Source organism: Pseudomonas weihenstephanensis, from assembly GCF_016812185.1.
In the GTDB taxonomy this organism is placed as follows: Bacteria; Pseudomonadota; Gammaproteobacteria; order Pseudomonadales; family Pseudomonadaceae; genus Aquipseudomonas; species Aquipseudomonas weihenstephanensis.
Genome location: NZ_JAAEBV010000009.1, coordinates 1 through 23,479, shown reverse-complemented (window position 1 = coordinate 23,479; position 23,479 = coordinate 1). Strand labels below are relative to the sequence as shown.

Genomic DNA, 23,479 nt, shown 5'->3' with positions numbered 1-23,479 from the left:
GCAACGATAAGTGGGCCGCGATGGGGCTTTTTTGAAACCTGACATACGCGGCGTATGCAGAAATATACGCATACGCGCCGTATGTCAATTAACATACGCCGCGTATCCAAAAAATAAAGGAGGCGGACATGGCGCCCAAAGCGCGTTCACAAATGATAGAAGAAACCCGTGCCAAGCTGCTCGACGCGGCGCGTCAGGCGTTTGGATCGGTGGGCTATGCGCAGACCTCGATGGATGAGCTGACCGCCTCGGTGGGTTTGACCCGTGGCGCGCTGTATCACCACTTTGGCGACAAGAAGGGCTTATTGCAGGCCGTGGTGCAACAGATTGACGCTGAGCTGGACGCCCAGCTGGCGCAGGAATTCGAGCAGGCGAGCAGCCCGTGGGAAGGGTTCAGGGGACGTTGCCGGGTATTTTTGCAGATGGCCCTGGAGGTTGAAGTGCAGCGCATTATGTTGCGCGATGCTCCCTCTGTCTTGGGTTCGGAGTACCTGCAAAGCAGCCAGTCTGATTGCAGTGCGTCGCTGGCCGCGATGTTGCGCGACTTGATCGAGGCCCGGGTGATTCAGCGCACCAATCCCGAGGCGTTGGCGCGTTTGATTCAAGGCGGCTTGATGGACGCCTCGTTCTGGATCGCGGCCGATCAACAACCGCCGCAGCGCCTGACGGCGGCGCTGGACAGTTTGGACTTGATGCTGCGCGGGGTGCTGCGAGTGCCTCAGCCGGGGCAAACCGGCTGAGGCCGGTGCATCAGAAGTGGTATTTGACCAGCAGGCTCGCGGTGTCCTGATTGGTTTTGAAGGAACCGCTGTCTTCGATGCCGTATTTGTTTTTCCAGTAGTCGTATTCGAGACCGACGTACAGCTGTTTGGCACCCCAGTTCAACGCTTTGCCCAAGTCATATTTGACCTGCGGGTTGAAGTGCAGGTTGGCGTGGTAGGTGCCACGGGCGTTCTGGTCGTTGTCGACCACCCAGTCCATGTAGCCGTCGATCAGCACGTCAGAGTTGCCCACGGGCAGGGTGTAAGACCATACCGGTGTGATCTGCCACACGCCTTTGCCGGCGCGGTTGCCTTCTGGGAAGCGCTGGTAGAAGTTCAGTTGCACGAAGTCGAAGCCCGGCACATCAAGGTCAAAACCTGGGCCAATCAGGTAAGCCTCGGTATCGCCTTCACCAAACTCGTAGGTCATGGCCAACAGCACGTCTTTAATCGGGCCAAATTCAAACTTCTGGTCGAAGATTTTGCCCAGTGACAAGCGCGGTGTGAACTCGCCGTAATAGGTGTTCGGGCCGACGTTACCGTCTTCTTTACCGTTGTAAAAAATACGGTCGAGGAAGAAGAAGTTATCGCCGTACTTCCAGCTGTCTGCGTGTTCGAAGGTCAGGGTTTGTTGAATCGATGGATTCACCTGGAAGTTCTTGCCCCACAAGTAAGTCAGGCTGTTGGTTTGCCATTGCATCAGGTCGCCGGCAACGGCCGGTGCCCCGCCCAGCACGCTCCCCGCGAGCATCAGGCTGGTCAGTGTGCGCTTCATTCGGTTGCTCCAAAAAGTAAAGTGTGACGCGGTGAATGGAACGTAGCGCTCTGTGTTGGCACTTTGGTTCCGTGTTTAAAAGTTGGCTCTTCGGTCAACTTTAATACCCTGAGCACGTGTTGGGCCACACTTGGCAATTGGCCAAGGGAATGCGCTCAGCTGTATCGGACAGTTGAGTCATTTGGCGTGTAACTACTTGATCTGAATGGACTAAGTTGGCTTGTAAGTCAGCTTTTAAACACCGCTCAAGTGTGAGCGGCCGCGCAGAATACTGTTTCTGACTGTTCGGCTCAAGTGCTCCGTCATCGCCACCGGGCAGGCCATGACGGAGCGTGCACGCAAAGGGTGCTAGAAGTGGAATTTAACCAAGGCGCTGGCCGTGTTCTGGTGGGTGCCCAGGCGGCTGCTGTTTTCGATGCCGTATTTGTTTTTCCAATAGCTGTATTCGAAGCCGACATACAGTTGTTTTTCACCCACATTCAACGCTTTGCCCAAGTCATATTTAACCTGGGGGTTGAAGTGCAGGTTGGCGTGATAGGTGCCGCGTGAGTTTTGATCGTTGTCGACCACCCAGTCCATGTAGCCGTCGATCAGCACATTGGAGCGCCCCATGGGGAGGGTGTAGGAAAACGACGGTGTGATCTGCCAGACACCTGTGCCGGGGCGTGGGCCTTCGGTGTGACGGCGGTAGAAGTTAAGGGTGAAGTAATTGAACCCGGGCACGGCCAGATCAAAACCGGGGCCGATCAGATACGCCTCACTGTCACCTTCGCCGTACTCATAGGTCATGGCCAGCAACACGTCTTTGATCGGGCCGAACTCCAGTTTGCGGTCCAGGATTTTACCGAACGACAAGCGCGGGCTGAACTCGCCGTAATAGGTGTGAGGGCCTTTGTTGCGATCGGGTTTGCCGTTGTAGAAGATCCGGTCGACGAACAGGAAGTTATCGCCGTACTTCCATTTGTCGGCGTGCTCAAAGGTCACGGTTTGCTGGATCGAGGGGTTGATCGCAAAGTTCTTGCCGTAGAGGTAGGTCAGGCTGTTGGTTTGCCATAAAAACAGATCCCCGGCCATGACCTGACCGGCAGCCAAAAACCCACCCGCGAGCGTAGCGCCCCAGTGTGTGCACTTCATGGGTAACTCCTTTTTTATTATTGTTTTAAAGCAAAAGCCCTCACCCCAACCCCAACCCTTTGCACAGGGAGAGGGTTGGGGTGAGGTGACAGCTTTCATCAGCCCCCACTGGGTGAAGGCGTGTGATCAGTGCTGATGCACGTGGCCACTCAAGGCTGCACGCTCGGCGCCGCCCAATACGTTGAACAGCAGATTGAGGCACACCGCACTGACGGCAGCCATCGCGATACCGCTGTGGGTGATGGGGCCCATCCACATCGGCAAGTGGGCGAAGAACTCGGGGCGCACCACAGGAATCAGGCCCATGCCGATACTGACCGCGACCAGTAACTGATTGCGGCGGTCGGCGATATCGGCTTCTTGCAGGATTTTGATGCCGGTCGCCGCCACCATGCCGAACATGGCAATGGCTGCGCCGCCCAGTACCGCTGGGGGAATCGAAGCCACCAAAAAGGCGGCCTTGGGCAGCAAGCTCAGGGTGATCAAAAATACCCCCGCCATGATCGTCACCGAACGGCAGCGCACGCCGGTCATCTGCACCAGGCCGATGTTTTGGGCGAAGGAGGAATGGGTGAAGGTGTTGAAGAACCCGGCCAGAAAGGAGGCGCCTGCGTCACACAGCAAGCCGCGGCGCAGCATGCGCGGGGTGACTTCCTGACCGGTGATCTTGCCCAGCGCCAGAAACATCCCGGTGGACTCGACAAAAATGATCACCACCACCAGGCACATCGACAAGATCGGCGCCAGATGGAACTCAGGCATGCCGAAATGCAAGGGTGTGACCACCTGGAACCACGGCGCGTTACCTATGCCGTTGAGGTCAACCATGCCCATCGCACCCGACAGCACATAGCCCAGCGCCATACCGATCAACACTGAAATATTGACCCAGAAGCCGCGCATGAAGCGGTTGATCAGCAAGATGGTGCCCAGCACCAATGCCGCAATGCACAGAAACACCGGCGAGCCGAATTGTGCAGCGCTGCTGCCACCGCCCGCCCAGTTCACGGCGACCGGAAACAGCGACAAACCAATTGAGGTGATGACCGTACCGGTCACCAGCGGCGGGAAGAAGCGCACCACTTTGGACATGAAGGGCGCAATGATCATCCCGAAGAAGCCGGCTGCAATGGTGGCACCGAAAATGCCGGTCATGCCGATACCCGGCATACCGGCCATCGCTACCATGCTGCCCACCGCAGCAAAACTGGCGCCCATCATCACCGGCATGCGGATGCCCATAGGGCCAATGCCCAGCGACTGCACGATGGTTGCGATCCCCGCCACCAACAAGTCGGCGTTGATCAGAAAAGCAATTTCCTCACGACTCAGGCCAGCGGCTTGTCCGATGATCAGCGGCACGGCCACGGCGCCCCCGTACATGAGCAACACGTGCTGCAAACCCACCAGAATCAATTGCAACATCGGCAACCGCTGAATAGGCGGCGGGGCGGTCACGGCGGGTATGCGCGCTTCAGTTAAATCGGACATGCAACACCTCGGTCATTTTTATTGTTGTGAGCTAGTGGTGTGGTTTTGTAGCCGCTACCGAAGACTGCGACAGGTTCGACAGACTGCAAGACGTATCGAACCGGGCACCCCGGCGAGGGGTGATCGCAGCCTTCGGTAGCGGCCACAAACAGTGTGTATCAGTTAGTTTGAGCTCCTGTGTTGATCCAGGAACCGATGAGTTCACGCTCTTGTTGGGTCATTTGCGTAATGTTGCCCAACGGCATGATTTGACTGGCGACGGCCTGCGCCTGAATGCGTGGCGCCATCAGCTGGATTTGTTGTGCGGTGTCAAACATCACGCCAGCCGGTGCTGCGCTGAACAGCGGGCTGGTGGGTTTTGAGGAGTGACACACGGTGCAGCGTTCCTGGATCACGGCATGCACTTGTTCGAAGTCAACCGTTGCCACCGGTTTTTCAGCGGCGGCGGGCGCCGTGACCGGAGCGGGATGGGCATCTGGCTTGACGCCGCTGACGGCGGTTTCCGGGATTGGCTGATACTTGATCACCTTGGCCGCTTGCGGGGCTGCTGGTGTCGGGGTCGGGCCGGTGACGTAGGCCAGGCAAATCATGCCCAAGGCTGCGACCGGTAAGGTCCAGGCATATTTATGGCTGTTGTGGCGGGTGTTGAAGTAGTGACGCACCAACACGGCCAACACGGCGATCCCGGCCAGGATCAACCAGTTGTACTGGCTGCCATAGGTACTCGGGAAGTGGTTGCTGATCATTATGAACAGCACCGGCAGGGTGAAATAGTTGTTGTGACGCGAACGCAGCAAGCCTTTGGCCGGCAGTGCCGGATCGGGCGTGCGGCCCTCCTTGATGGCCGCCACCAGCGCGCGCTGCGCCGGCATGATGGTGCGGAACACGTTACCCACCATGATGGTGCCGATGATGGCGCCGACGTGCAGGTAGGCGCCGCGCCCGCTGAACACTTTGCTCAGGCCAAACGCTGCCGCAACCAGCAGTACAAACAGGACCAAGCCGAGCAACGCCGGGCGTTTGCCCAGGGCGGAGTCGCACAGAAAGTCATAGACAAACCAGCCGGCAATCAACGACCCGATACCGATGGCGACCGCTTCAGGGCCACTGAGGGTACTGCCGGGTGCAATCAGGTACAGCGCCGGATTGAAATAGAACACCAGGCACAGCAGGGCAATGCCGGACATCCAGGTGAAATAGGCTTCCCATTTAAACCAGTGCAGGTTTTCCGGCATGGTCGGTGGGGCCAGTTTGTATTTTTCGAGGTGGTAGATGCCGCCGCCGTGAATGGCCCACAAGTCGCCGGCCAGACCGTCTTTGGGGTTGGCACGGTTGAGGTTGTTTTCCAGCCAGACGAAATAAAACGACGCGCCGATCCAGGCCACACCGGTGATCATATGAATCCAGCGCACGCTCAGATTCAGCCATTCCATTAAATGTGCTTCCACAGTCTTTACCTCTGCCCGTCGCTCTTTTTTGAGCGTTTGGGCCTTCTCTTATTGGTGGGGGGCGAGGATCAACAGCTCATCCTCTTTAAAGAAATGCTCATCGCAGTTATTGCCTGTGCCACTGCGATCAACCACCAGGAAGTCATCCCGCTTTTCGATCGTCAGCACCGGGTGGTGCCAAACGCCGCGATGGTAATTAATGCCCTGCCTGCCATTGCTGACAAAAGCGCGGACCAAACCTGATACAGGTGCATCGCCAACGGGCGCGACCACGATCAGAAAGGGATTGCCGAGCAGCGGGATAAAGGCTTGGCTGCCCAGCGGATGGCGCTCCAGCATGCGTACGGTAAACGGCATGTCCTGCGCATCGGCGCGGAAAATGCTGATGATCGCTTTGTCGTCCGGGGCAGCTGTTTCAACTTCGGCCAGACGATGAAAGCGCATGGTCGAACCGTTGTTGATCATGAAGTGGTCGCTACCATCGGTTTCAATCACGTCACCGAAAGCGGCGAAAGCTTCTTTGCTCAAGGGTTCAATCGTTAATGTGCGCATGGTGGGTCTTCTTATTCGGATTGCTGTGGTGTTTTGTGGGTGCAGTCGCCGCCTGCGGCAGCGACTGCTGGCTCTACCTTATTTAGCGACTTTGCCCAGTACACGGATGCGGCTGACACCACCGTCCGGGAACAGGTTGAGGCGGATGTGAGTGATCGGGCCGAGGTTTTTCAGTTGCTCGCTGTACGTGTGTTCAGCGTGCATTTCCATCTTCTGGCTCGGCAACAGTTCACGCCAGAACAGCGATTGGGTTTCGATCTGGCTGTCGGTGCCGCCCTTGACGTAAGCGCCCTGAATCGAGCAGCTGTCCGGGTAGTTACCTTTGAAGTGCAGGGTGTCGACGATGATTTTTTCGATCTCGCCCGGATGCCCCAGCGCGACGATGACCCAGTCATTGCCCGGTGTACGACGACGGGCGGTTTCCCAGCCATCGCCCATGTTGATACCGCGGCCGGGGTTGAGGATGTTGCTCATGCGTCCGAAGTGCTCATCGGAGCAGGCCAGCGCGCGGCCGCCGTTGAGGGCCGCAGCCAGGTCAACCTGCTCGTTGTCGCCCACCGCCGACCAGTCGCGGAACGGCACGCCGTAGACACGCAGGCGGGCAACGCCGCCGTCCGGGTAGATGTTGAAACGCAGGTGGCTGAACGCCTGATCGTTGTTGATCTCGTGGTAGTGGTGGCTGTTGCCTTGCAGCTCGACAGCCGACAGCACTTCAACCCACTGGGTGTTTTCGTTCGGTTCACCCGAGGCCAGGAAGCAGGCTTCAAGGGAGGCAGACGGCGGGAAGTTGCCGGTGAAGAATGAAGTGTCGATGTCCACGCCTTTGATCGAGCCGGGTACGCCCAGGCGGATCACCGCGCTGTCGTAGCCTTCGAAGCGCTTGCGGCGGGACTCCCAGCCGTCCATCCACTTGCCGTTGTCATCGAAAACGCCCTCCTTCCATACGGCCGGGGTCGGCTGGAACAGACGGTTGGCGTCGGCGAACCAATCATCGGTGACGCTGATGATTTTGGTGCCCAAACGGGCGTCGGCCAAGTTGACGAACTTCTCGAACGGTACGGCGTAAGCTTTCATTCTTCTGGTCTGCCTTTGAATAAGTGGCTGGAGATGCCTGACCGGCACGTGCCGGGTCGGCTTAGAGCTGGAGTAATCGGAACAGGGCTATTTTGTTGATTTCTGCCAACGCGCATTTGAACTCGGCGTCTGCCGGGTTATGGATGCGGGTTTCGAACGCGGCGAGGATCTGGTGCCGGTCGCTGCCTTTTACCGCCATGATGAAGGGAAACTTGAACTTGGCTTTGTAGGCGTCGTTCAGCTCGGTGAAGCGCTGAAACTCTTCGGCCGTGCATTGGTGAATACCGGCGCCAGCCTGTTCATGGGTGCTGGCTTCGGTCAGTTGGCCCTGGACGGCAGCTTTGCCGGCCAGGTCCGGGTGAGCGTTGATCAGTGCCAGCTGGCTGGCGTGATCGGCGCTCAACAAAATGTCACTCATGCGCTGGTGCAGGCTTTCGATCTGATCGACGCTGGCATCCAGGCCCAGGTCGTAGGCCTTTTCGGCAACCCAGGGTGAGTGTTCATAGATATCGGCAAAGGCTTGCACGAACGCTTCGCGGCTCAGGGTTGAAGGCGTGAGGGTCTTGAATGCGCTCATTTCGAGTTCTCTGCGGCGAAAGGGTGTGTGGCGTGCCAGTGGCGGGCGATGTCAACGCGGCGGGCGAACCAGACGTGATCGTGACCTTTGGCGTATTCAATGAAACGCTTGAGGGCGGCCAGGCGGGCAGGGCGGCCAATGAGGCGGCAGTGCAGGCCAATGGAAAGCATTTTTGGCGCCTGCGCACCTTCGGCATAGAGCACGTCGAAGGCATCCTTGAGGTACTGGAAAAACTGCTCGCCGGTGTTGAAACCCTGCACCTGAGTGAAGCGCATGTCGTTGGTGTCCAGCGTGTACGGGATCACCAGATGCGGCTTGCCTGTCGGGTTGTTGGGTTCCCAGTACGGCAGGTCGTCGTCATAGGTGTCGCAGTCGTACAGGAAACCGCCTTCTTCCATCACCAGGCGGCGGGTGTTGGGGCCGGTGCGGCCGGTGTACCAGCCCAAGGGGCGCTCGCCGCTGATTTCGGTGAGGATGCGGATCGCTTCGAGCATGTGTTCGCGCTCTTGCGCCTCATCCATGTACTGGTAGTCGATCCAGCGATAGCCGTGGCTGCAAATCTCATGGCCAGCTGCGACCATGGCGCGGATGGCGTCGGGGTGGCGCTGGGCAGCCATAGCCACGGCGAAAATGGTCAGGGGAATATCAAATTCTTTGAACAGCTTGAGAATCCGCCACACGCCAGCGCGGCTGCCGTATTCGTAGAGGGATTCCATGCTCATGTTGCGCTCGCCTTGCAGTGGCTGCGCTGAAACCATTTCCGAGAGGAAGGCTTCGGACTCTTTGTCACCGTGCAGGATGTTGCGCTCGCCGCCTTCTTCGTAATTGAGTACAAACGACAGGGCAATGCGCGCGTTATCCGGCCAGTGCGGGTGGGGAGGGTTAGGACCGTAACCAATCAGGTCGCGTGGATAATCAGCGCTCACTACAGTCTTCCTTATTATTCGTGTTGACAGTCGTTAGGCCAGACCTGGCTTCACTGCGATGGCCTGATTGTATACAACTTTACAAACACTTTGTAAGCCTGCTTTTTGGCATTTTTACCATGATTTGTGCTGCATGTGTACAAGCAAGAAACCTGCCTGATCGGTCAGGTCGTGAATATGAAGTCGTCGAGAGCTGCGTCGTTGACAGGGATTAGCTGTGAAGCCGCGTGATTCGGGGTCTGCATTAAGTTGTGATTTTAATTGTGTACAATTTTTTTGATAAATGTCTTAATCGTGGCTTCGCCGCTGCTCAATCGTGCATCGATAGAGTGCGCTGGCTCCTTTTTATTCACTGACTCCGGGAGGCGCGAGGCCTGAGTGAACGCTCATTCGCCAGGCACGCAAAATCAATGGGACGTTTAACCACGCACGTTTTGGATGCCGCACACGGTTGCCCAGGCAGCTCGATCAAAGTCGAGTTGTATCGGGTTGAGGGTTCACAGCTGGAACTGGTCGCCACCGCGCTGACCAACAGCGACGGCCGTTGCGACGCGCCATTGCTGGAAGGTGACGACTACCGCTCCGGGGTGTATCAAGTGCAGTTCAGCGCTGGCGATTACTACCGCGCCCGCGGTGTACAGCTGCCAGAGCCGGCCTTTTTGGATGTCGTGGTGCTGCGGTTCGGTATCAATGCCGAACAAGCGCATTATCACGTCCCCCTGTTGATTTCGCCGTACAGCTACTCCACGTATCGCGGCAGCTAGTTTTCACCCTGCGCATGTGGTTTTTGCCCGCTCACACTGCGGGCTTTTTTTCGCCTGTTGAAAAGCAACCCGGTCATCGCAGCGTCGATGCGCTCCTGCGCGACTAGCTTTACAGGCTGGAGTCGCGCAGGAGCGGGGCTTTGATCCGGCGGCGTGGCCGTCGTCAAACATTCAACAGTGCGCGACACACAAACGCGCTGATCGGGCCTAACGGCTCAACAACGACGCTGTACCCGCCGCGCCGAACAAGCCGGCACTGACCCGGTTAAACCAGCTTTGGCCCTTGCCGCTGCGCAAGTAACCCGCAGCGCCGTGGGCACCCAGCCCGTAAGCCAACTTGCAGCACAAGTCGAGTACCGTCCAGGTGGCGATCATCACCAGTAACTGGCTGAGGAAGGGTTGGTCGGGGTTGAGGAACTGGGGCAAGAATGCCGCAAAAAACAGAATGTCTTTCGGGTTGCTGGCGCCCAAAACAAAGGCGCGCCCAAACAGGGCGCTGAAGCGCGGTTTTGGGGCAGCTTCAGGCACCTGGGCAGCTTGGGCCGGCAGCCGCGATTGCTTCCAGCTCTGCCAGGCGAGGTAAAACAGGTACAGCGCGCCGACAATTTTGAGGACGCTGAACAATTGCTCCGAGGCCAGCAGCAAGGCGCCCAGCCCCAGCGCCGAGGCACTGAGTAAACAGATCGAGGCAATCACACCGCCCAGAAAGGCCGGGTACGAACGGCGCAGGCCGTAGTTCAAACTGTTGCTGATCATCAATAACGACAGCGGCCCTGGAATCAGGATTACCACCAATGCCGCGCTGCTGAACAGCAGCCAGGTTTCCAGACTCATCACTTCCTCCATTGCAACAAATGCCCCGCGCAATGGCGGGGCCGGTTGGTATTGCCGCGTTTACAGGTAAATAAACTTGGCAATGAAAATCGCGCAGAGCACCCACACGCTGACGGAGATTTCCCGGTATTTACCCGTGCCCGCCTTTAGCGCCACAAAGCTGATAAAACCCAGTGCGATGCCGTCTGCCACTGAAAAGGTCAACGGCATCATGATCATGGTCACAATCGCCGGGATGCAATCGGTGGGTTCTTCCCAGTTGATGTGCTGCATGCCGCCCATCATCAGCATGGCCACGTAAATCAACGCACCGGCCGTTGCATACGCCGGAATCATGCCGGCCAGCGGTGCGAAAAACATGGCCGCGACGAACAGCACGCCGACCGTCACAGCCGTCAGCCCGGTGCGCCCGCCTGCGGCAACCCCGGCGGCACTTTCGACGTAGCTGGTGACCGGTGGCACGCCGACCACGGCGCCAAAAACGCTGGAGGCGCTGTCGGCTTTAAGTGCGCGTGACAGGTTTTCGATTTTGCCGTCGGCCTTGATCAGCCCTGCACGTTGCGCCACGCCCATCAAGGTGCCCGCGGTATCAAACATGTGCACAAACAGGAAGGCCAGGACCACGCTGATCATGCTGATGTTGAATACGCCTTTGAGGTCCATCGCCATCCACGTCGGCGCCAGGCTGGGCGGGGCGGAGAGGATGCCGTTGTAGTGCACCAGGTCCAGGCTCCAGCCCGCCAACGTAACGGCAATGATGCTGATCAAAATGGCGCCGAACACCCGGTGGTAACTGAGGATCGCAATCATCAAAAAACACACGGCGGCCAGCAAGGGGGCCGGATCGCGCAACGACCCGAGTTTGATCAGGGTGGCGGAGCTGTCGACGATGATGCCCGAGGTTTTCAGGCCGATGATGCCCAGGAACAGCCCGACCCCTGCGCCCATCGCATAGCGCAGGCTCACGGGGATGCTGTTGAGCAGCCATTCGCGTATGCGCGACAGGGTCAGGATCAAAAACAACACGCCCGAGACAAACACCGCACCCAGCGCGGTCTCCCAGCTGTAGCCCATGGTGCCGACTACGGTGTAGGTGAAAAACGCATTCAAGCCCATACCGGGTGCGAGGCCCACAGGCCAGTTTGCATACAAACCCATCAGCAAGCTGCCGAGGGCGGCAGCAATGCAGGTGGCAACAAAGGCCGCGCCGTGATTGATGCCCGCGTCGGCCATGATGTTGGGGTTGACGAAGATGATGTACGCCATGGTGATGAACGTGGTCAGCCCGGCGATCAACTCAGTTTTGACGGTGGTGCCATGCAGCGACAGTTTGAACAGACGTTCCAGCCAGCCGCGTTGAACGGGCGGTGAAAGGTCCAGGGCAGGGGCTTGCGGTTTAGAGCTGTCCACAGTGATTTCCTCAGGCTTTTATTGTTTTTGAGCGCGCTGGTTGAGGCAAATAAGGCAAGAAACGGCTTTTTCTGACTGCAAGGTCAAGAAAGAGCGTGAGCTGAATTATGCTTTTGTATACAAATAAAGCAAATAATGTTTTCAGAAATGTACGAAGGGTGTTGTCAGGGGGAGGGTGATGACCGCGTCAGGTACGGTTTTGCCCCAAGGCATGATTGATTGCCAACCAGCCGTTCACCGCGTCTTCGCCTTCTTGGGCGAATACCCGTTGCAAGAGCTTGACCTGTTCGCGACGCAAATTGCGCTCAAAACGCACGCCCTGCGGGGTCAACGCCAGCAGGCGCTTGCGCTTGTCGGTCTCTGGCGCGACGCTGCGCACCAGGTTCATCTCGATCAACTGGCGCAATGGCGTATTGAGTGCCTGCTTGCTGACCCCCAACAATGTCAGCAGTTCTTTGACGCTGACACCGGGGTAATGCGCGATAAAAAACACGATGCGCTGATGCACCCGGCTCAGCCCACGACGCGCCAGCATTTCATCCGCTTTGGCGGTAAATGCTTGATAGCCAAAGAAGAAGGCTTGCATGGCGGCACGCTGAGTGTTCGGATTTTTAAGGTCAAGCATATTGACGTATCTAGGCTACGCGGCGTAATTTCGGTCAATCAGTTTGACTTATTTCCAATTACTTCCGCTACCGGTGATCTGTATGGCCTTCTCCGAACGTGTTTCCCGCCTGAAAAGCTCTTTGATTCGTGAAATTCTGGCTGCGGCCCAACGTCCGGAAGTCATGTCCTTTGCAGGCGGTCTACCGGCCGAAGCGATGCTGCCCAAAGTCGACTGGACCGACATGCCCGCCTCGATGGGCCAATACGGCATGAGCGAAGGCGAACCGGCGCTGCGTGAAGTGCTGGCCCAAGAGGCCCGCGCCCTGGGCGTTGACTGCGACGCGAGCCAAGTGATGGTACTCAGCGGTTCGCAGCAAGCCCTCGACCTGGCCGCCAAGCTGTACATCGACAAGGGCACCGAGATCATGCTCGAAGCCCCGACTTACCTGGCGGCGCTGCAAATTTTCCAATTGTTCGGCGCGCAGTGCCTGAGCTTCCCGTTGCAAGCCGATGGCCCGGACCTGGCCGCACTGCGCAGCGAGCTGGAACAACATTCGCCCGCCTTCATCTACCTGATCCCGACGTTCCAGAACCCGTCGGCCGTGCGTTACAGCGAAGCCAAGCGCGATGCCGTTGCAGCCTTGCTGGACGAGTTCGGCGTGACGCTGATCGAAGACGAGCCGTACCGCGAGCTGAACTTCGACGGTGGCAGCGCCACGCCGATTGTCAGCCGTTTGAAAAAGGCCAGCTGGATCTACACCGGCACTGTTTCCAAAACCTTGCTGCCAGGTCTGCGCGTCGGTTTCTTGATTGCCAGCCCCGATCTGTACCCGCATTTGCTGCGCCTCAAGCAATCCGCCGACCTGCACACCAACCGTGTGGGCCAATGGCAAGCCTTGCAGTGGATCGGCACGCAAAAAATGAGCAATCACCTGGCCGAGTTGCGTGACTTCTACCGCATTCGCCGTGATGGTTTTCAAGCCGCGCTGCAAGAGCACTTCGCGGATCTGGCCGATTGGCAGGTGCCACAGGGCGGGTTGTTTTTCTGGCTGACTCTCAAACAACCATTTGACACCCGTACTTTGCTCAAGCCGGCGCTGGAGCAGAATGTGGCATTCATGCCGGGCGAACCGTTCTTTGCCGAGCCGGACCAGAACGTTGGCAGCCTGCGCCTGAACTTCAGCCACATCGACCCTGCGCGTTTGCACGAGGGCCTTAAGCGCCTGGCTAATGTTATTCGTCAGGCACAAGCCGCCCAGGCGGCGTAAAAGGACTCGCGATGCTCAAGGTTTATGGCGATTACAACTCGGGCAATTGCTACAAAATCAAGCTGATGCTGCATTTGTTGGGGCTTGAATACCAATGGCATCCGGTGGACATTCTCAAGGGCGAAACCGAAACCCCGGAATTTTTGGCGAAAAACCCCAACGGCAAAGTGCCGGTGCTGGAGCTTGAAGACGGCACGTGCTTGTGGGAGTCAAACGCGATTCTCAATTACCTGGCGGACGGCAGCGAGTTTCTGCCCACCGAACCGCGCTTGCGCACCCAGGTGTTGCAATGGCAGTTTTTCGAGCAATACAGCCATGAGCCTTACATCGCGGTGGCGCGGTTTATCCAGTTTTATCTGGGTTTGCCGCAAGCGCGACTTGAGGAGTATCGCGCACTGCAAAAGCGCGGCTACAAGGCGCTGGATGTCATGGAGCAACAGTTGGCCCGCACACCCTATTTGGTGGGCGAGCACTACTCGATTGCCGATGTGACGCTGTACGCCTACACCCATGTCGCCCATCAGGGCGGCTTTGAGCTTGGGTCTTACCCGAGTATTCAGGCCTGGTTACAGCGGGTGGCCAGTCACCCGCGCCACGTGACGATGCTGGGATAAACCCGCGCCATAAAAAAACCGGCCATGTGCCGGTTTTTTTACATCCGCCCACCCTGGAGTGGCGGGCGAGGCCTGAGTTTTGCGGGTTACACGTTGGCGAAACGGTTGTTCAGGTACTCAATGATTACCTTGGACTCGTACATCCAGGTCGTCTTGCCATCTTCTTCAATGCGCAAGCACGGCACTTTGATTTTGCCGCCTTGCTCCAACAGGGTCTGGCGATCCTGCTCATTGTTTTTCGCATCCCGCAGCGCCACCGGCACGTTCAAGCGGCGCAGGGTGCGGCGGGTTTTGACGCAGAACGGGCAGGCATGGAACTGATACAGGGTCAGGTTTTTGGCCGCTTGGTCCACCTGCGCCTGAGCAGCGTCAGGGCGTTGTTTTTTACTGGGGCGGGTCATGAAGTCGCCAGCGATGATCAACTGACCCAGGCCTACGCGAAGCGCTTTGATAAACACAGTAAAAGCCTCATGGGGCAAGAAATAAGGCCCGCAGCTTACCTGAATTCGGCGGACGAAAAAAAACCGGCGATGAACGCCGGTTTTTTTATACGCGTATTACTTGATCAAACTCAGGAACTCGCTGCGTGTGGCCGCGTTGTCGCGGAACTCGCCGAGCATCACCGAGGTGATCATCGACGAATTTTGCTTCTCGACACCGCGCATCATCATGCACATGTGCTTGGCTTCGATCACCACCGCAACGCCCAAGGCGCCCGTGACTTGCATCACGGCATCGGCAATTTGGCGGCTGAGGTTTTCCTGGATTTGCAGGCGACGGGCATACATATCGACGATACGTGCCACCTTCGACAGGCCCAGTACTTTGCCGCTCGGAATGTAGGCCACATGCGCCTTGCCGATAAACGGCAGCAGGTGGTGCTCGCACAGCGAATACAACTCGATGTCCTTGACCAGCACCATTTCGCTGTTGTCTGAGCTGAACAAGGCACCGTTGGTGACTTCTTCCAGGGTTTGCTCATAGCCACGGCACAGGTACTGCATGGCTTTGGCTGCGCGCTTTGGTGTGTCGAGCAGGCCTTCACGGGAGACGTCTTCGCCCAGTTGACCGAGGATGGCGGTGTAGTTTTGTTCCAATGTCACAGGGCTATATTCCGTGCGGGTTTCATAGTGGCACCTCGTCGGGTCGTACCAAATTTGTACCAATCATGCTGTTTTCGAGTTTCCCGAGCTCGCTCCAGTCTGTGCTGGAATTTAGCCATTTAGCGTAAGTTGAAAGCAACATCTGCACGCTGTGGCCTAGCTGATTGGCGATAAACGCAGGGTTCATGCCTGCAATGAGGCACATGGTAGCGTACGTGTGCCTACAGTTGTATTGGCGACGCACCCTGATTTTCAGTTTTGCTAATGCTTCCTGGAAATGTTTGTCGCTTACGCTTGCCTGCTGTATGAACTCAACGTTCCGACTGGGTGGGGAAACGTAAGGATGGTGGCGAGCGCGGGCATCCAGTAGAGGTTGAGCGAGACTCGGTAGTTTTTACGGGTACCACTCACAATGTCTCGACCCTTCAACCAGATCTGCGCGTGCTCGCCGAACACAACTGAAAATGAGTCAGTGGCATAACTCGACTGAGGGAAAAGCTCTGCATACCGGCGCTCATCGAGCACCTTATGTTTCGCGAGACTGACTGCGTGAGCGCGTCAATCAGCGGCTGCTTTGATCCCCTTCGGCGTTTGGGGATAGGCAAGTGTTCCGCATCGCCGCTCACCCTGCCACGTGAACCTGATGCGAATTGACTGACCTGCACATTCAACTCCTGCGGACAAGCCCATTGGCTTTCTAGCCATGCGTCATATCTCCCTAAACTATACAAAATTCGCCCATCAAAATTGTTCCAAACCCTATAGGGATTACCCCGCGTGCTCTTTTGCCTTCGAGCGCTCGTTTTGTAGGGCCGAGCATCTCTGCCATTTTTCCTTCTGGCACTTTGTCCGGTTCGTAATCAGACATAGGGGCTGATTCAACTTTCCTGGAGTTACCTCTATAAATTCCCTGCGGTTAGTTTCTGCGAACCACAAAAATGACAATCGAATACCCGCCCACACTCCAAAGCGCGGTACCGGCGAATCCGCCAACCAGGTGTGCGTCTGAGCCGTTCTCGGTGAGCGGGGGAAGGTGATCAACGGTCTCTTTCGCGAACTGCGCTCGATCTTTCTTGCCTGGAAGCAAGCATGGCCGGACATGGCGACGTACAAAGCTGCCAAGCAGCAGTGGATGCAGGTTTTTTTCGAAGCGGGTATTTGCAGCACTGAGCAACTGAGATTTGGACTGATGCGAGCGCGTCAGGCTGCCAAGGACTTTGTGCCCAGCGTGGGTGTGTTCATCGGTTGGGGCACGCCAACGGCGGAAATGCTGGGACTGCCGAAGCTGGTCACTGCTCACCGCGAGGCTTCCCCAACCTGGCCCTTGTGGAGCCGAGTGCTTACCGCTGGGCCGTTCACTGCTGCGCTCACAAGTTGGATTTGAGTGATGCCCCTGACCGCGCCCTAAATTAACCCCATCATGTCGATCTTGCGCGTTATGAGAGATGACAAGTCAAAGCCCTGCCACTGAGCGGGGCTTTTTCGTTACGGAAGAAGGGCTAAAGGTGTGAGGTCTTGGTAGCTTGCATCTCCAGTCGCAGCGCTCGGCGTTCTTTTTTTGAGGGTTATGGCTTTGGGCCAGATGGGCGAACACTTGGCAGAACGCGAAATCATAGGTGGAAATCGCCCGCAGCCTCCGGCTGGTAAAGCACTTTCCTGATCTCAATCCGACGGGTTCGATCAGCTATCCTCCAGTCGATGGCGTCACCCTCCTGATAGCCCAAGATGGCGGCGCCGATGTCGGAATGTACGGAGTGCTTACCTGCGTTGGTGTCCGCGTCTTCAGGATAGACCAAGGCCACTTCGATCTCTTCGTCATCCAGCTGCAGCAAGGCCCTGGAGTTCATCGTAACTACATTGCTGGCCACCTGCTGCGGCTTGACGACAATGGCTCGCTCGAGCTCATGTTCGAGTTCAACAACGGCCGGGCCTTCCTCGAGCGCGATTAGACTCTCGAGCCTGGCCTTGTCGATTTCAGTGATGTAGATCCTAGTAGAATCGCCAACGGTGCCTTCTCGCAATAGCTGGAGATAGCGCCCTACCGTCATTGAGAACGACTTTAATGTCGGAGTTTCGCTCTCAAGTACAAAGCCGCTGCGCAGAAAGGCTTTCAGCGAGCGCGCGTTGTCCGGGTGGATCTTGGCGATGAGCTTCTTTGCCCGCATGTCGAGAAAGGCCAGTTTCATACCTTCGCGGATCGTGCGGGCGCCAAGGTTTCGGCCCCATTTATCGCTGTCTCCGATGACCAGGACTATCTCGCAATTCGAGTCGGTCTTGATTAGACGGACAAAGCCTACCGGAGCGTCATGCCGGTCGTAGGCCATGAAGAACCGACCGCCCCTGTTGAATAGATGGGTAAGGATCGGCGATTGAGTCCGATCGATGGCTTGCTCGATGGAGCGGGAGACATGACGCGAATCGCTCAGATAGCAGGTGACGCGTTCATCCTCCAACCAATCCATCAGCTTCAGCGCGTGCGCACGAGTAATTTCAGGGCACAGAGAAATGAAAGGCTTGTTCATCTTAATCACACTTATTTGTTTAAGGATGGAAGCCCTTCATGGTCATGACGGTTCTTCGGCAACCGGCTATTTTAAGACATATCGCGAGTAGTTCCTATCAGCGACCGGGCTTTTACCGGTCTAGCCGTAGACCCAGTGGATAGCCGTGAACGGCTCCTCTAAATGTACGTGGATGCTGGACTGTTACTGGGTGCAACATCTGTACATTTCTAAAATCAAGCCTCGGCATTTGCCGGGGCTTTTTCGTTTTCGGACCCGCCACACCCGTCGCTCCAAGCCGGGAGTGTTGTTGGGGTCAATCTATTCCAAGGCTCGCCAAGTCGCGGGCTTTCTCGTTCGCAGGCGCAGAAAATGTCTGAACAAGTAGCTCGTGATACGAAGGCCGTAGTTGACGCTGTAAGTGTCGGCAACATTGATCGTCTATCTCTTACATTGAGAAGGTTGGTAGACAGCGCTCCCGCTGAGTTCCTGCGATTGACCGCCAATCTTATCAACACTACTCAGCACACCCATATGCCAAATCTCGGCTTTGTCGTGTTCGCCAAAAGTGAGTTTTATCACGCTGACGGTAGTGTCATGGCTGGCTTACTTGCTGGCCGTTGGTACAGGGTGCGAGTCACTGCTTATTACTCTGTCCGTGATGTTTTCCAAGCCCGTTTCAACAGTGTCGCCGTTCTTGTTGATGGTGCTGATTGTTCTATCGGTACTGGTATACCGCGCCCGAGGCAATGTCGCTCGCATCCTTCGGATGGACTGAGCCGAGCCACGCTTTATAGGAAGTTACCGATGGCAACCACAAACAGCTTTCATCACCTGAATGATGGCCGTGGCAAGCGCGCCGTGTACGTTAATGGCAACCCGATCAGTCGCGTTGTTTGGTGCGACACAGCCAGAGGTCTTGCTGTGTTCTGTCCGTTCCCTGTTCGCATCAATCGCAGGACGGGCAAGGTCTATAACCGGTTGTTGCTCTATTGCTTCGATCTGATGAGAAATGACATTCCTGGAGGGCCATACCTCAAAACCTTTAACGAGGCAGGAGAGATCACTTTCAACTCGTTGCAGGCTCCCTTGAACGTCATCGCATCCATGGGTGCACCTGCACCGACAGGGACGGATCGATACGGCAGGCGATACGGTTACGCGGGAGGACGATGGGAATTGGTTAGGCGCCAAACCGCCAATGTTGACAGCCAGGCACACCACTTAATTGATATTCCGTTGAGCGCGGGGGTCGAATATGCGGCGTGTTTACCGTGGTCGAGAGCCGCCAATGCCTTTTTAGGTAATGCTCTTACGGGGGTTGATGGCATTGTGTATGGGATGTCAGAGGGCGCCTTTGGGCGTTCGGGCGGCATCAGCTTTATGTTTGCCCCGGCGGGCGTCACCACGCAATCAGGAACGCCCAGTAACCAATACAGCCTGCCAGGATCTTTTGAAGGTTTTTCGGTTGATAGATACCCGACAGCGCTGGTCATCAACACCGCCAATTATCCGTTTCCTTATCGATAATTTTAAACCTCACTAAGCCCGCCACGTCGCGGGTATTTTTTTGTCTGGAGAAAAGTATGTCTTGGTACAGAACCAGCACCGTATCGGTCGTAAAGGGCTCAACGACTGTGACCGGCGCGGGCACCTCCTTTGCGGGTAACGCACTGGTCGGCGACATTTTCGTCGGCCCTGACGGCGCCGTTTACGAAATCGTCAACATCCCGAGCGCCACTGTTTTATCTATTCGTTCCGCCTATAACGGTGCCTCAGCAAACGGCGCGCCCTATGCCATCACCCCCGCACAAACCCACGTCAAAGACCTGGCCGATCAAATACGTCTGCTGCTCACTCAGTGGGGAACAGCCGTGGCCAACTTGGGCGCCGTCTCAACCGAGAACGTCGTGCCGGTGGCTAAGCGCGGCACGGGCGGCCACATAGGGCTTCCTGAATGAACATCGACTTCAGCCAACTCAAAACCGCCGAACAGCTTCAGGCTGACAAAGAACGCGCCCAACTCGACGGCATATTGGCCACACGCCGCGCGGCTTACCTGAGCGAGTCAGACCCGCTACGGCTGGAGGCTGACTATGACGGCCTGAGACAGGGCAACGCGCCGGACTACACCGCGTGGCTGGGCTCCGTCGTCGACATCAAGAAACGCTTCCCGCTGCCAAAGGCGGTCGTTCCGGCCGAAGACTAAAGCCGCACGCATCACCCAGCCTCGGTGCTTGCTGGATTTTAACTAAATAACTTCAATATTCACGGCTGACGCAACACCTTTAATGTTTTTTGATGGTTCATAAGAAACTTTAACGTACTCTTTCAATTCATTAGGTGATGTAGAACTTCCTAAGTCAGTTACGTGAAAGAAAATATCAGCGTCGCTGTCATCAGATTTAATGAAGCCGAACCCTTTGGATACGTTGAAAAACTTAACTGTTCCGGTAGCCATGGTTGTTTACCTTGTTATTGAAATGGTAAATGGTATTTGATCTTGGGGTTACCGGATGAGGAACGATACTGTCAGAAGTTACAGTTTTGCCTACCGGTCATCCGAAATCATCTGTTGAGCTTTGTTGCTCGCTCAATTCAAGAGTCATTCACAATTAAGAAAGAGAAAGTCAGATCAGCTCAAATACATGCGAGAAATCTGGGGCCCAACCGCCGCGCAAGCTCGATATGAGGGCAGGGTCGACCTCGGCAACACTCAGTCGGGGGACGGCCCCAAATATCGCGGCCGTGGCCTGATTCAGATCACCGGCCGCAGCAACTACAAAACCTGCGGCGAAGCGCTGGGCCTTGATCTGATCAACCAAGCCGAATTGCTGGAAAAGCCACAACACGCGTGCATGTCGGCGGCGTGGTTTTGGGCCACCCGAGGCCACAACACCCTGGCTGATGAAGGCAAGTTTGAAACCATCACCCGGCGCATCAATGGCGGGCTGAATGGGCTGGCTGATCGTCAGATGCTCTATGCGCGAGCACTGAAGGTGTTGTCTTGAAGCTTGATGCGGTGAAGTGGGGCGGGTCATTACTGCTGACGCTTGGACTTATGGCTGGCAGCGCGTGGGCCGCATGGGAGTGGCAGGCCAACGCCCATGGTCTGCGGTTGGCCATCAAGGAAACGGCCCACCTAACCGAGCGCACGAATCTGGGCAATGCCAACTCAGAGCAAATTATGGCAGAGCAGGGCAAGCGCCTCGCCCTGGAGCAATGGCTGGCAGCCAGCGACCAATCCCATTACCGAGCCCTCACCGATGAGAAAACGAAACAGGCACGTCTGCGTGATCGCCTTGCTACTGCTGACCTGCGGCTGTCAGTCCTACTCGACGCAACCGGCGCAATCAGAAAAAGCTCGCGACAGGTCAGCTTACGTTTATCAGCGGATTCGGCATCAGCGAAAGACATCTGTTTCATCATGGCCCAAGCGTTCAGTTCGTGGAGCAGGCGTATTGCACCAGTCTTTTCAGAGTTTATTTAGGTATCCGCAATAAATATGTTCACGTGTTTCTAGGCTTGCTTTACCTTTCGGATCGTTGACGAAAATATCCATGCAGCACGAACAAGCCTGGGAGAAACGAGGTCGTATTCACAGCCTTTTAAGTTAGAAAATTAAACGTCGCCGTCAAAGAAGTTGATACTAATGCTGCATTCAGCATCCTTTACTGGAGGGTTAGTAATGATAATAGATACGTTGTTGTTTCCTGGCGAAGCTAAGTCGTAAATCGGATAGTCAAGATTACCTTTTGTGGAGCTGCAATCTGAATCATTATAAACAATATCTCTATCAGCGTTGAATGTGATAGAGCGGATGCGCATTTGCTCTTTGCTTAGCGTCCATCCCAATTTGGCTATGCATAAAGCACTGGCTTTGCCATCATCAATCATGATGTGTAGCTCTGGCCCGTTATTGACTTCAAACTTACAGTTATTGAGTATCAGCGTGCCTTTCTGATCCCTTGGTATTATAATGTCATTGATTTCCGTTTCGAAAACGTCCGCTAGCTTATAAATAACCAGTGAATACGTGGAGAAGTTATTAATAGAAACATTTATCGATCTCGCGGCGTTGTTGGAATTCTTCATGCCCATAACACCGTTTATTAACGACGTTGTCCCTGAAATCATTCCTGCAACCAAGCCAATATATGGAAGTATTCTCGCTGACTGGTCTTCACCCGAAGTTCTGTGAATATGTTTCCAGTACGCTTTAGATAGTTTTAGGCATGAGCTGGAGTTTCTGGAGGTACTTGCGGAAAAATCTTTAGAAGTCATTATTTATCGCCTGTAAATATTGGTTCAAATACATTTACAACACATCATCCGCTGCCTTTCGCCATGCGGTAAGCGTAAGGTTTAGATATGATTCCCCTTTGCTATCCAGGCTGTTAAATGTAGCTAACCCGAAAGAAAAGCTTTCATCGCTTTTATGATTGAATCGAATATAGCTTAAGCTGTAACGACTGGTTTTGAATAGGTGTCTCTTTATTGCTTTATCTGTTTCGGGGTCGATAATTTCGACCATCCTTGGGTGCCATTCATCATAATTCGTTTGAAAGTCAATGACGCACTTTAAAGAATCAAATTTTGAATTGGTAAGCATGAATCCTATTTCAATATGTCCACCAGCATTAATGCCACCATTGTGACTGTATGAAAATTTAATCTGCGTGCCAATTCCCGGAGCACAAGCATTCATGTTTTCTTTAACCGACTTAACGTCTTTAATTGTGGTGTATTGTGGGATCAACACCATTTCGCTGTCGTTTTTAATTTTAAAGGCAACGCTCCTGCTGGCTTTTTCTTGTTGAGAAATCATACCCAACACATCACCCGAGGCACTTAAAATTGAGGAGAAAGCATCTGCTGAATCCAACATATTCCTTCGATATTCTTTTTCATTATCAATAATGGACTGTAATCTTGCTAATACCTTTTTAGCTTCGGCTTCTGAATATGAACGAGATTCAAAATTATCAGATGTATATGGCACTTAACGGCTCCTTGTGATTGTTGCATATAGCTGAATTTCAAAAAACACAAATCATTTAGCCCGTTTTTTGGAGGGCTTGTTGTACCGGGCAGGACTTTGAGGTTCTCTTCAGTTTTCGCCAGGGTTATCCATCGTTAAATTTATGGGGCCGGCTTCAGTTCTAGTTATGCATTAGGTGTTGGCTGAGGCCTCGCTGGTCTTACTGGCTTCTCATAAATACAATAGTCGGTATTTAGTCTTTTTCAAATTGTGAATTACACGCGCCTTCGTTGCATTATCCCAGCCATTTCCTCAGAGGCTCATGCTCTGGCGCATGGGGTAGCGTCATAATCGTTGGCAAAAATTGGCGGCTCCAGTGCTGGGCGGACTCAACCGGCTGTAGCAACACAGTATTTTTGTACAGACTTTAGATACTTATTCAGTGCTTCGGTAGGTGAGGACGACCATGTTTAGGGGACGGAAAAGGGATTTAAGTGGACAGCCTGCGGTTTGCTAGAAGCCGATATTTTCAAAAAGCTTATCTGAAAATATTCAAAAAAAGCCTGAAAAAATATTGCTGATTTCACCTCTCGATAACCCTGTTGTTCACATGTTCTGCATCCCCGTAAAAATGATAAGTGCAATTATTGACTTAGAAGG

At 55.2% G+C, this 23,479-nt stretch carries 26 protein-coding genes and 2 pseudogenes; 10 read left to right on the top strand and 18 right to left on the bottom strand.

The genetic code is table 11. The features are described from left to right. Positions 1-128 precede the first annotated feature (128 nt). Positions 129-740: a TetR/AcrR family transcriptional regulator gene (locus GYN01_RS21010; protein WP_203307736.1), complete on the top strand. Its 612-nt coding sequence runs from the start codon at positions 129-131 to the stop codon at positions 738-740. 10 nt (positions 741-750) lie between these two features. Here the strand turns inward: GYN01_RS21010 and GYN01_RS21005 are convergent, their stop codons facing one another. From GYN01_RS21005 to puuE, 8 genes are all read right to left on the bottom strand, one after another. Then, entirely contained in the window at positions 751-1,536 is a 786-nt protein-coding gene (locus tag GYN01_RS21005) for an outer membrane protein OmpK (protein WP_048402427.1), read from the bottom strand. Positions 1,537-1,884: 348 nt separating this feature from the next. Continuing rightward, positions 1,885-2,670 carry an outer membrane protein OmpK gene (locus tag GYN01_RS21000; RefSeq protein WP_203307735.1) on the bottom strand — a complete coding sequence of 262 codons (786 nt, stop codon included), beginning with the start codon at positions 2,668-2,670 and terminating at the stop codon, positions 1,885-1,887. 126 nt (positions 2,671-2,796) lie between these two features. Continuing rightward, positions 2,797-4,161: a nucleobase:cation symporter-2 family protein gene (locus GYN01_RS20995; RefSeq protein ID WP_048402428.1), complete on the bottom strand. Its 1,365-nt coding sequence runs from the start codon at positions 4,159-4,161 to the stop codon at positions 2,797-2,799. Between the two features lie 158 nt (positions 4,162-4,319). After that, positions 4,320-5,609, bottom strand: coding sequence for a urate hydroxylase PuuD (locus GYN01_RS20990; protein ID WP_048366298.1), 1,290 nt, complete (start codon positions 5,607-5,609; stop codon positions 4,320-4,322). Positions 5,610-5,657: 48 nt separating this feature from the next. Then, positions 5,658-6,161 carry an ureidoglycolate lyase gene (locus GYN01_RS20985; RefSeq protein WP_048366299.1) on the bottom strand — a complete coding sequence of 168 codons (504 nt, stop codon included), beginning with the start codon at positions 6,159-6,161 and terminating at the stop codon, positions 5,658-5,660. A gap of 78 nt (positions 6,162-6,239) precedes the next feature. Next, positions 6,240-7,235: an allantoicase gene (gene alc / locus GYN01_RS20980; RefSeq protein ID WP_048366300.1), complete on the bottom strand. Its 996-nt coding sequence runs from the start codon at positions 7,233-7,235 to the stop codon at positions 6,240-6,242. Positions 7,236-7,296: 61 nt separating this feature from the next. After that, a complete protein-coding gene (uraD, locus tag GYN01_RS20975) occupies positions 7,297-7,812 on the bottom strand; it encodes a 2-oxo-4-hydroxy-4-carboxy-5-ureidoimidazoline decarboxylase (protein WP_203307734.1) in 516 nt (171 codons plus the stop codon). Continuing rightward, entirely contained in the window at positions 7,809-8,738 is a 930-nt protein-coding gene (puuE, locus tag GYN01_RS20970) for an allantoinase PuuE (RefSeq protein WP_048366302.1), read from the bottom strand. The genes uraD and puuE overlap by 4 nt, the downstream gene beginning before the upstream one ends. A 410-nt stretch (positions 8,739-9,148) precedes the next feature. Between puuE and uraH the strand changes: the two genes are divergently transcribed. Then, a complete protein-coding gene (gene uraH, locus GYN01_RS20965; RefSeq protein ID WP_048366303.1) occupies positions 9,149-9,502 on the top strand; it encodes a hydroxyisourate hydrolase in 354 nt (117 codons plus the stop codon). Between the two features lie 207 nt (positions 9,503-9,709). On the opposite strand, the gene GYN01_RS20960 is transcribed toward uraH, so the two are convergent. The 3 genes from GYN01_RS20960 to GYN01_RS20950 form a co-directional block, all read right to left on the bottom strand. After that, on the bottom strand, positions 9,710-10,336 hold the full coding sequence (locus tag GYN01_RS20960) for a LysE family translocator (protein ID WP_048366304.1): 627 nt from the start codon (positions 10,334-10,336) through the stop codon (positions 9,710-9,712). 60 nt (positions 10,337-10,396) lie between these two features. Beyond that, positions 10,397-11,746, bottom strand: a complete 1,350-nt coding sequence (locus GYN01_RS20955; protein ID WP_048366305.1) for an NCS2 family permease — start codon at positions 11,744-11,746, stop codon at positions 10,397-10,399. A 187-nt stretch (positions 11,747-11,933) separates the two neighbouring features. Continuing rightward, on the bottom strand, positions 11,934-12,371 hold the full coding sequence (locus GYN01_RS20950) for a MarR family winged helix-turn-helix transcriptional regulator (RefSeq protein WP_203307733.1): 438 nt from the start codon (positions 12,369-12,371) through the stop codon (positions 11,934-11,936). An 82-nt stretch (positions 12,372-12,453) separates the two neighbouring features. Between GYN01_RS20950 and GYN01_RS20945 the strand changes: the two genes are divergently transcribed. Both GYN01_RS20945 and GYN01_RS20940 read left to right on the top strand, forming a co-directional pair. After that, entirely contained in the window at positions 12,454-13,620 is a 1,167-nt protein-coding gene (locus GYN01_RS20945) for an aminotransferase-like domain-containing protein (RefSeq protein WP_048366307.1), read from the top strand. Between the two features lie 11 nt (positions 13,621-13,631). Next, positions 13,632-14,234, top strand: coding sequence for a glutathione S-transferase family protein (locus tag GYN01_RS20940; RefSeq protein WP_203307732.1), 603 nt, complete (start codon positions 13,632-13,634; stop codon positions 14,232-14,234). Between the two features lie 86 nt (positions 14,235-14,320). Here GYN01_RS20940 and GYN01_RS20935 read toward each other — a convergent pair whose 3' ends face one another. The 3 genes and pseudogenes from GYN01_RS20935 to GYN01_RS20925 all read right to left on the bottom strand — a co-directional run bounded on the left by GYN01_RS20935 (position 14,321) and on the right by GYN01_RS20925 (position 16,042). Further along, a complete protein-coding gene (locus tag GYN01_RS20935; protein ID WP_048366309.1) occupies positions 14,321-14,692 on the bottom strand; it encodes a glutathione S-transferase N-terminal domain-containing protein in 372 nt (123 codons plus the stop codon). Positions 14,693-14,791: 99 nt separating this feature from the next. Further along, complete coding sequence (folE, locus tag GYN01_RS20930) at positions 14,792-15,337, bottom strand: GTP cyclohydrolase I FolE (protein WP_048366310.1); 546 nt, start codon at positions 15,335-15,337, stop codon at positions 14,792-14,794. Positions 15,338-15,359: 22 nt separating this feature from the next. After that, positions 15,360-16,042 (bottom strand): annotated as a pseudogene (locus GYN01_RS20925) (Arm DNA-binding domain-containing protein). 328 nt (positions 16,043-16,370) lie between these two features. Here GYN01_RS20925 and GYN01_RS20920 point away from each other — a divergent pair. Then, on the top strand, positions 16,371-16,721 hold the full coding sequence (locus GYN01_RS20920) for a replication protein P (protein ID WP_241485756.1): 351 nt from the start codon (positions 16,371-16,373) through the stop codon (positions 16,719-16,721). Between the two features lie 226 nt (positions 16,722-16,947). On the opposite strand, the gene GYN01_RS20915 is transcribed toward GYN01_RS20920, so the two are convergent. Continuing rightward, positions 16,948-17,859 carry a bifunctional GNAT family N-acetyltransferase/nucleoside diphosphate kinase regulator gene (locus GYN01_RS20915; protein ID WP_203307731.1) on the bottom strand — a complete coding sequence of 304 codons (912 nt, stop codon included), beginning with the start codon at positions 17,857-17,859 and terminating at the stop codon, positions 16,948-16,950. Positions 17,860-18,210: 351 nt separating this feature from the next. On the opposite strand from GYN01_RS20915, the gene GYN01_RS22860 reads away from it, so the two are divergent. Genes GYN01_RS22860 through GYN01_RS20900 form a run of 3 tightly spaced genes read left to right on the top strand, consistent with a single transcriptional unit; the run spans position 18,211 to position 20,047 of the window. Then, positions 18,211-19,368, top strand: coding sequence for a hypothetical protein (locus GYN01_RS22860; protein ID WP_476748491.1), 1,158 nt, complete (start codon positions 18,211-18,213; stop codon positions 19,366-19,368). 56 nt (positions 19,369-19,424) lie between these two features. Next, on the top strand, positions 19,425-19,799 hold the full coding sequence (locus GYN01_RS20905; RefSeq protein WP_203307730.1) for a hypothetical protein: 375 nt from the start codon (positions 19,425-19,427) through the stop codon (positions 19,797-19,799). Then, the gene (locus GYN01_RS20900; RefSeq protein WP_048402435.1) at positions 19,796-20,047 is read left to right on the top strand and encodes a hypothetical protein; all 252 of its coding nucleotides are present in this window, start codon (positions 19,796-19,798) and stop codon (positions 20,045-20,047) included. The genes GYN01_RS20905 and GYN01_RS20900 overlap by 4 nt, the downstream gene beginning before the upstream one ends. 42 nt (positions 20,048-20,089) lie before the next feature. On the opposite strand, the gene GYN01_RS20895 is transcribed toward GYN01_RS20900, so the two are convergent. Beyond that, positions 20,090-20,299 (bottom strand): cold-shock protein, encoded by a 210-nt coding sequence (locus tag GYN01_RS20895; protein WP_203307729.1) that lies wholly within the window; start codon positions 20,297-20,299, stop codon positions 20,090-20,092. A 166-nt stretch (positions 20,300-20,465) separates the two neighbouring features. Here GYN01_RS20895 and GYN01_RS20890 point away from each other — a divergent pair. Further along, positions 20,466-20,849 (top strand): annotated as a pseudogene (locus GYN01_RS20890) (glycoside hydrolase family 19 protein); the annotation flags it as partial. After that, entirely contained in the window at positions 20,846-21,328 is a 483-nt protein-coding gene (locus GYN01_RS20885; protein WP_238936378.1) for a hypothetical protein, read from the top strand. The pseudogene GYN01_RS20890 and the gene GYN01_RS20885, both read left to right, overlap by 4 nt. A gap of 131 nt (positions 21,329-21,459) precedes the next feature. On the opposite strand, the gene GYN01_RS20880 is transcribed toward GYN01_RS20885, so the two are convergent. Beyond that, complete coding sequence (locus GYN01_RS20880; protein WP_203307727.1) at positions 21,460-22,122, bottom strand: hypothetical protein; 663 nt, start codon at positions 22,120-22,122, stop codon at positions 21,460-21,462. Between the two features lie 34 nt (positions 22,123-22,156). Next, positions 22,157-22,840: a hypothetical protein gene (locus GYN01_RS20875; protein ID WP_203307726.1), complete on the bottom strand. Its 684-nt coding sequence runs from the start codon at positions 22,838-22,840 to the stop codon at positions 22,157-22,159. Positions 22,841-23,479: the final 639 nt, after the last annotated feature.

Coding starts and splice junctions, on each gene's coding strand:
- GYN01_RS20945 (WP_048366307.1), top strand. CDS start 12,454: ATGGCCTTCTCCGAACGTGTTTCCCGCCTGAAAAGCTCTTTGATTCGT.
- GYN01_RS20915 (WP_203307731.1), bottom strand. CDS start 17,859: ATGAACAAGCCTTTCATTTCTCTGTGCCCTGAAATTACTCGTGCGCAC.
- uraD (WP_203307734.1), bottom strand. CDS start 7,812: ATGAGCGCATTCAAGACCCTCACGCCTTCAACCCTGAGCCGCGAAGCG.
- GYN01_RS20895 (WP_203307729.1), bottom strand. CDS start 20,299: ATGGCTACCGGAACAGTTAAGTTTTTCAACGTATCCAAAGGGTTCGGC.
- GYN01_RS20900 (WP_048402435.1), top strand. CDS start 19,796: ATGAACATCGACTTCAGCCAACTCAAAACCGCCGAACAGCTTCAGGCT.
- GYN01_RS20995 (WP_048402428.1), bottom strand. CDS start 4,161: ATGTCCGATTTAACTGAAGCGCGCATACCCGCCGTGACCGCCCCGCCG.
- GYN01_RS21000 (WP_203307735.1), bottom strand. CDS start 2,670: ATGAAGTGCACACACTGGGGCGCTACGCTCGCGGGTGGGTTTTTGGCT.
- alc (WP_048366300.1), bottom strand. CDS start 7,235: ATGAAAGCTTACGCCGTACCGTTCGAGAAGTTCGTCAACTTGGCCGAC.
- GYN01_RS21010 (WP_203307736.1), top strand. CDS start 129: ATGGCGCCCAAAGCGCGTTCACAAATGATAGAAGAAACCCGTGCCAAG.
- GYN01_RS20880 (WP_203307727.1), bottom strand. CDS start 22,122: ATGACTTCTAAAGATTTTTCCGCAAGTACCTCCAGAAACTCCAGCTCA.
- GYN01_RS20985 (WP_048366299.1), bottom strand. CDS start 6,161: ATGCGCACATTAACGATTGAACCCTTGAGCAAAGAAGCTTTCGCCGCT.
- uraH (WP_048366303.1), top strand. CDS start 9,149: ATGGGACGTTTAACCACGCACGTTTTGGATGCCGCACACGGTTGCCCA.
- GYN01_RS22860 (WP_476748491.1), top strand. CDS start 18,211: ATGTCTGAACAAGTAGCTCGTGATACGAAGGCCGTAGTTGACGCTGTA.
- GYN01_RS20960 (WP_048366304.1), bottom strand. CDS start 10,336: ATGAGTCTGGAAACCTGGCTGCTGTTCAGCAGCGCGGCATTGGTGGTA.
- GYN01_RS21005 (WP_048402427.1), bottom strand. CDS start 1,536: ATGAAGCGCACACTGACCAGCCTGATGCTCGCGGGGAGCGTGCTGGGC.
- GYN01_RS20905 (WP_203307730.1), top strand. CDS start 19,425: ATGTCTTGGTACAGAACCAGCACCGTATCGGTCGTAAAGGGCTCAACG.
- GYN01_RS20950 (WP_203307733.1), bottom strand. CDS start 12,371: ATGCTTGACCTTAAAAATCCGAACACTCAGCGTGCCGCCATGCAAGCC.
- GYN01_RS20940 (WP_203307732.1), top strand. CDS start 13,632: ATGCTCAAGGTTTATGGCGATTACAACTCGGGCAATTGCTACAAAATC.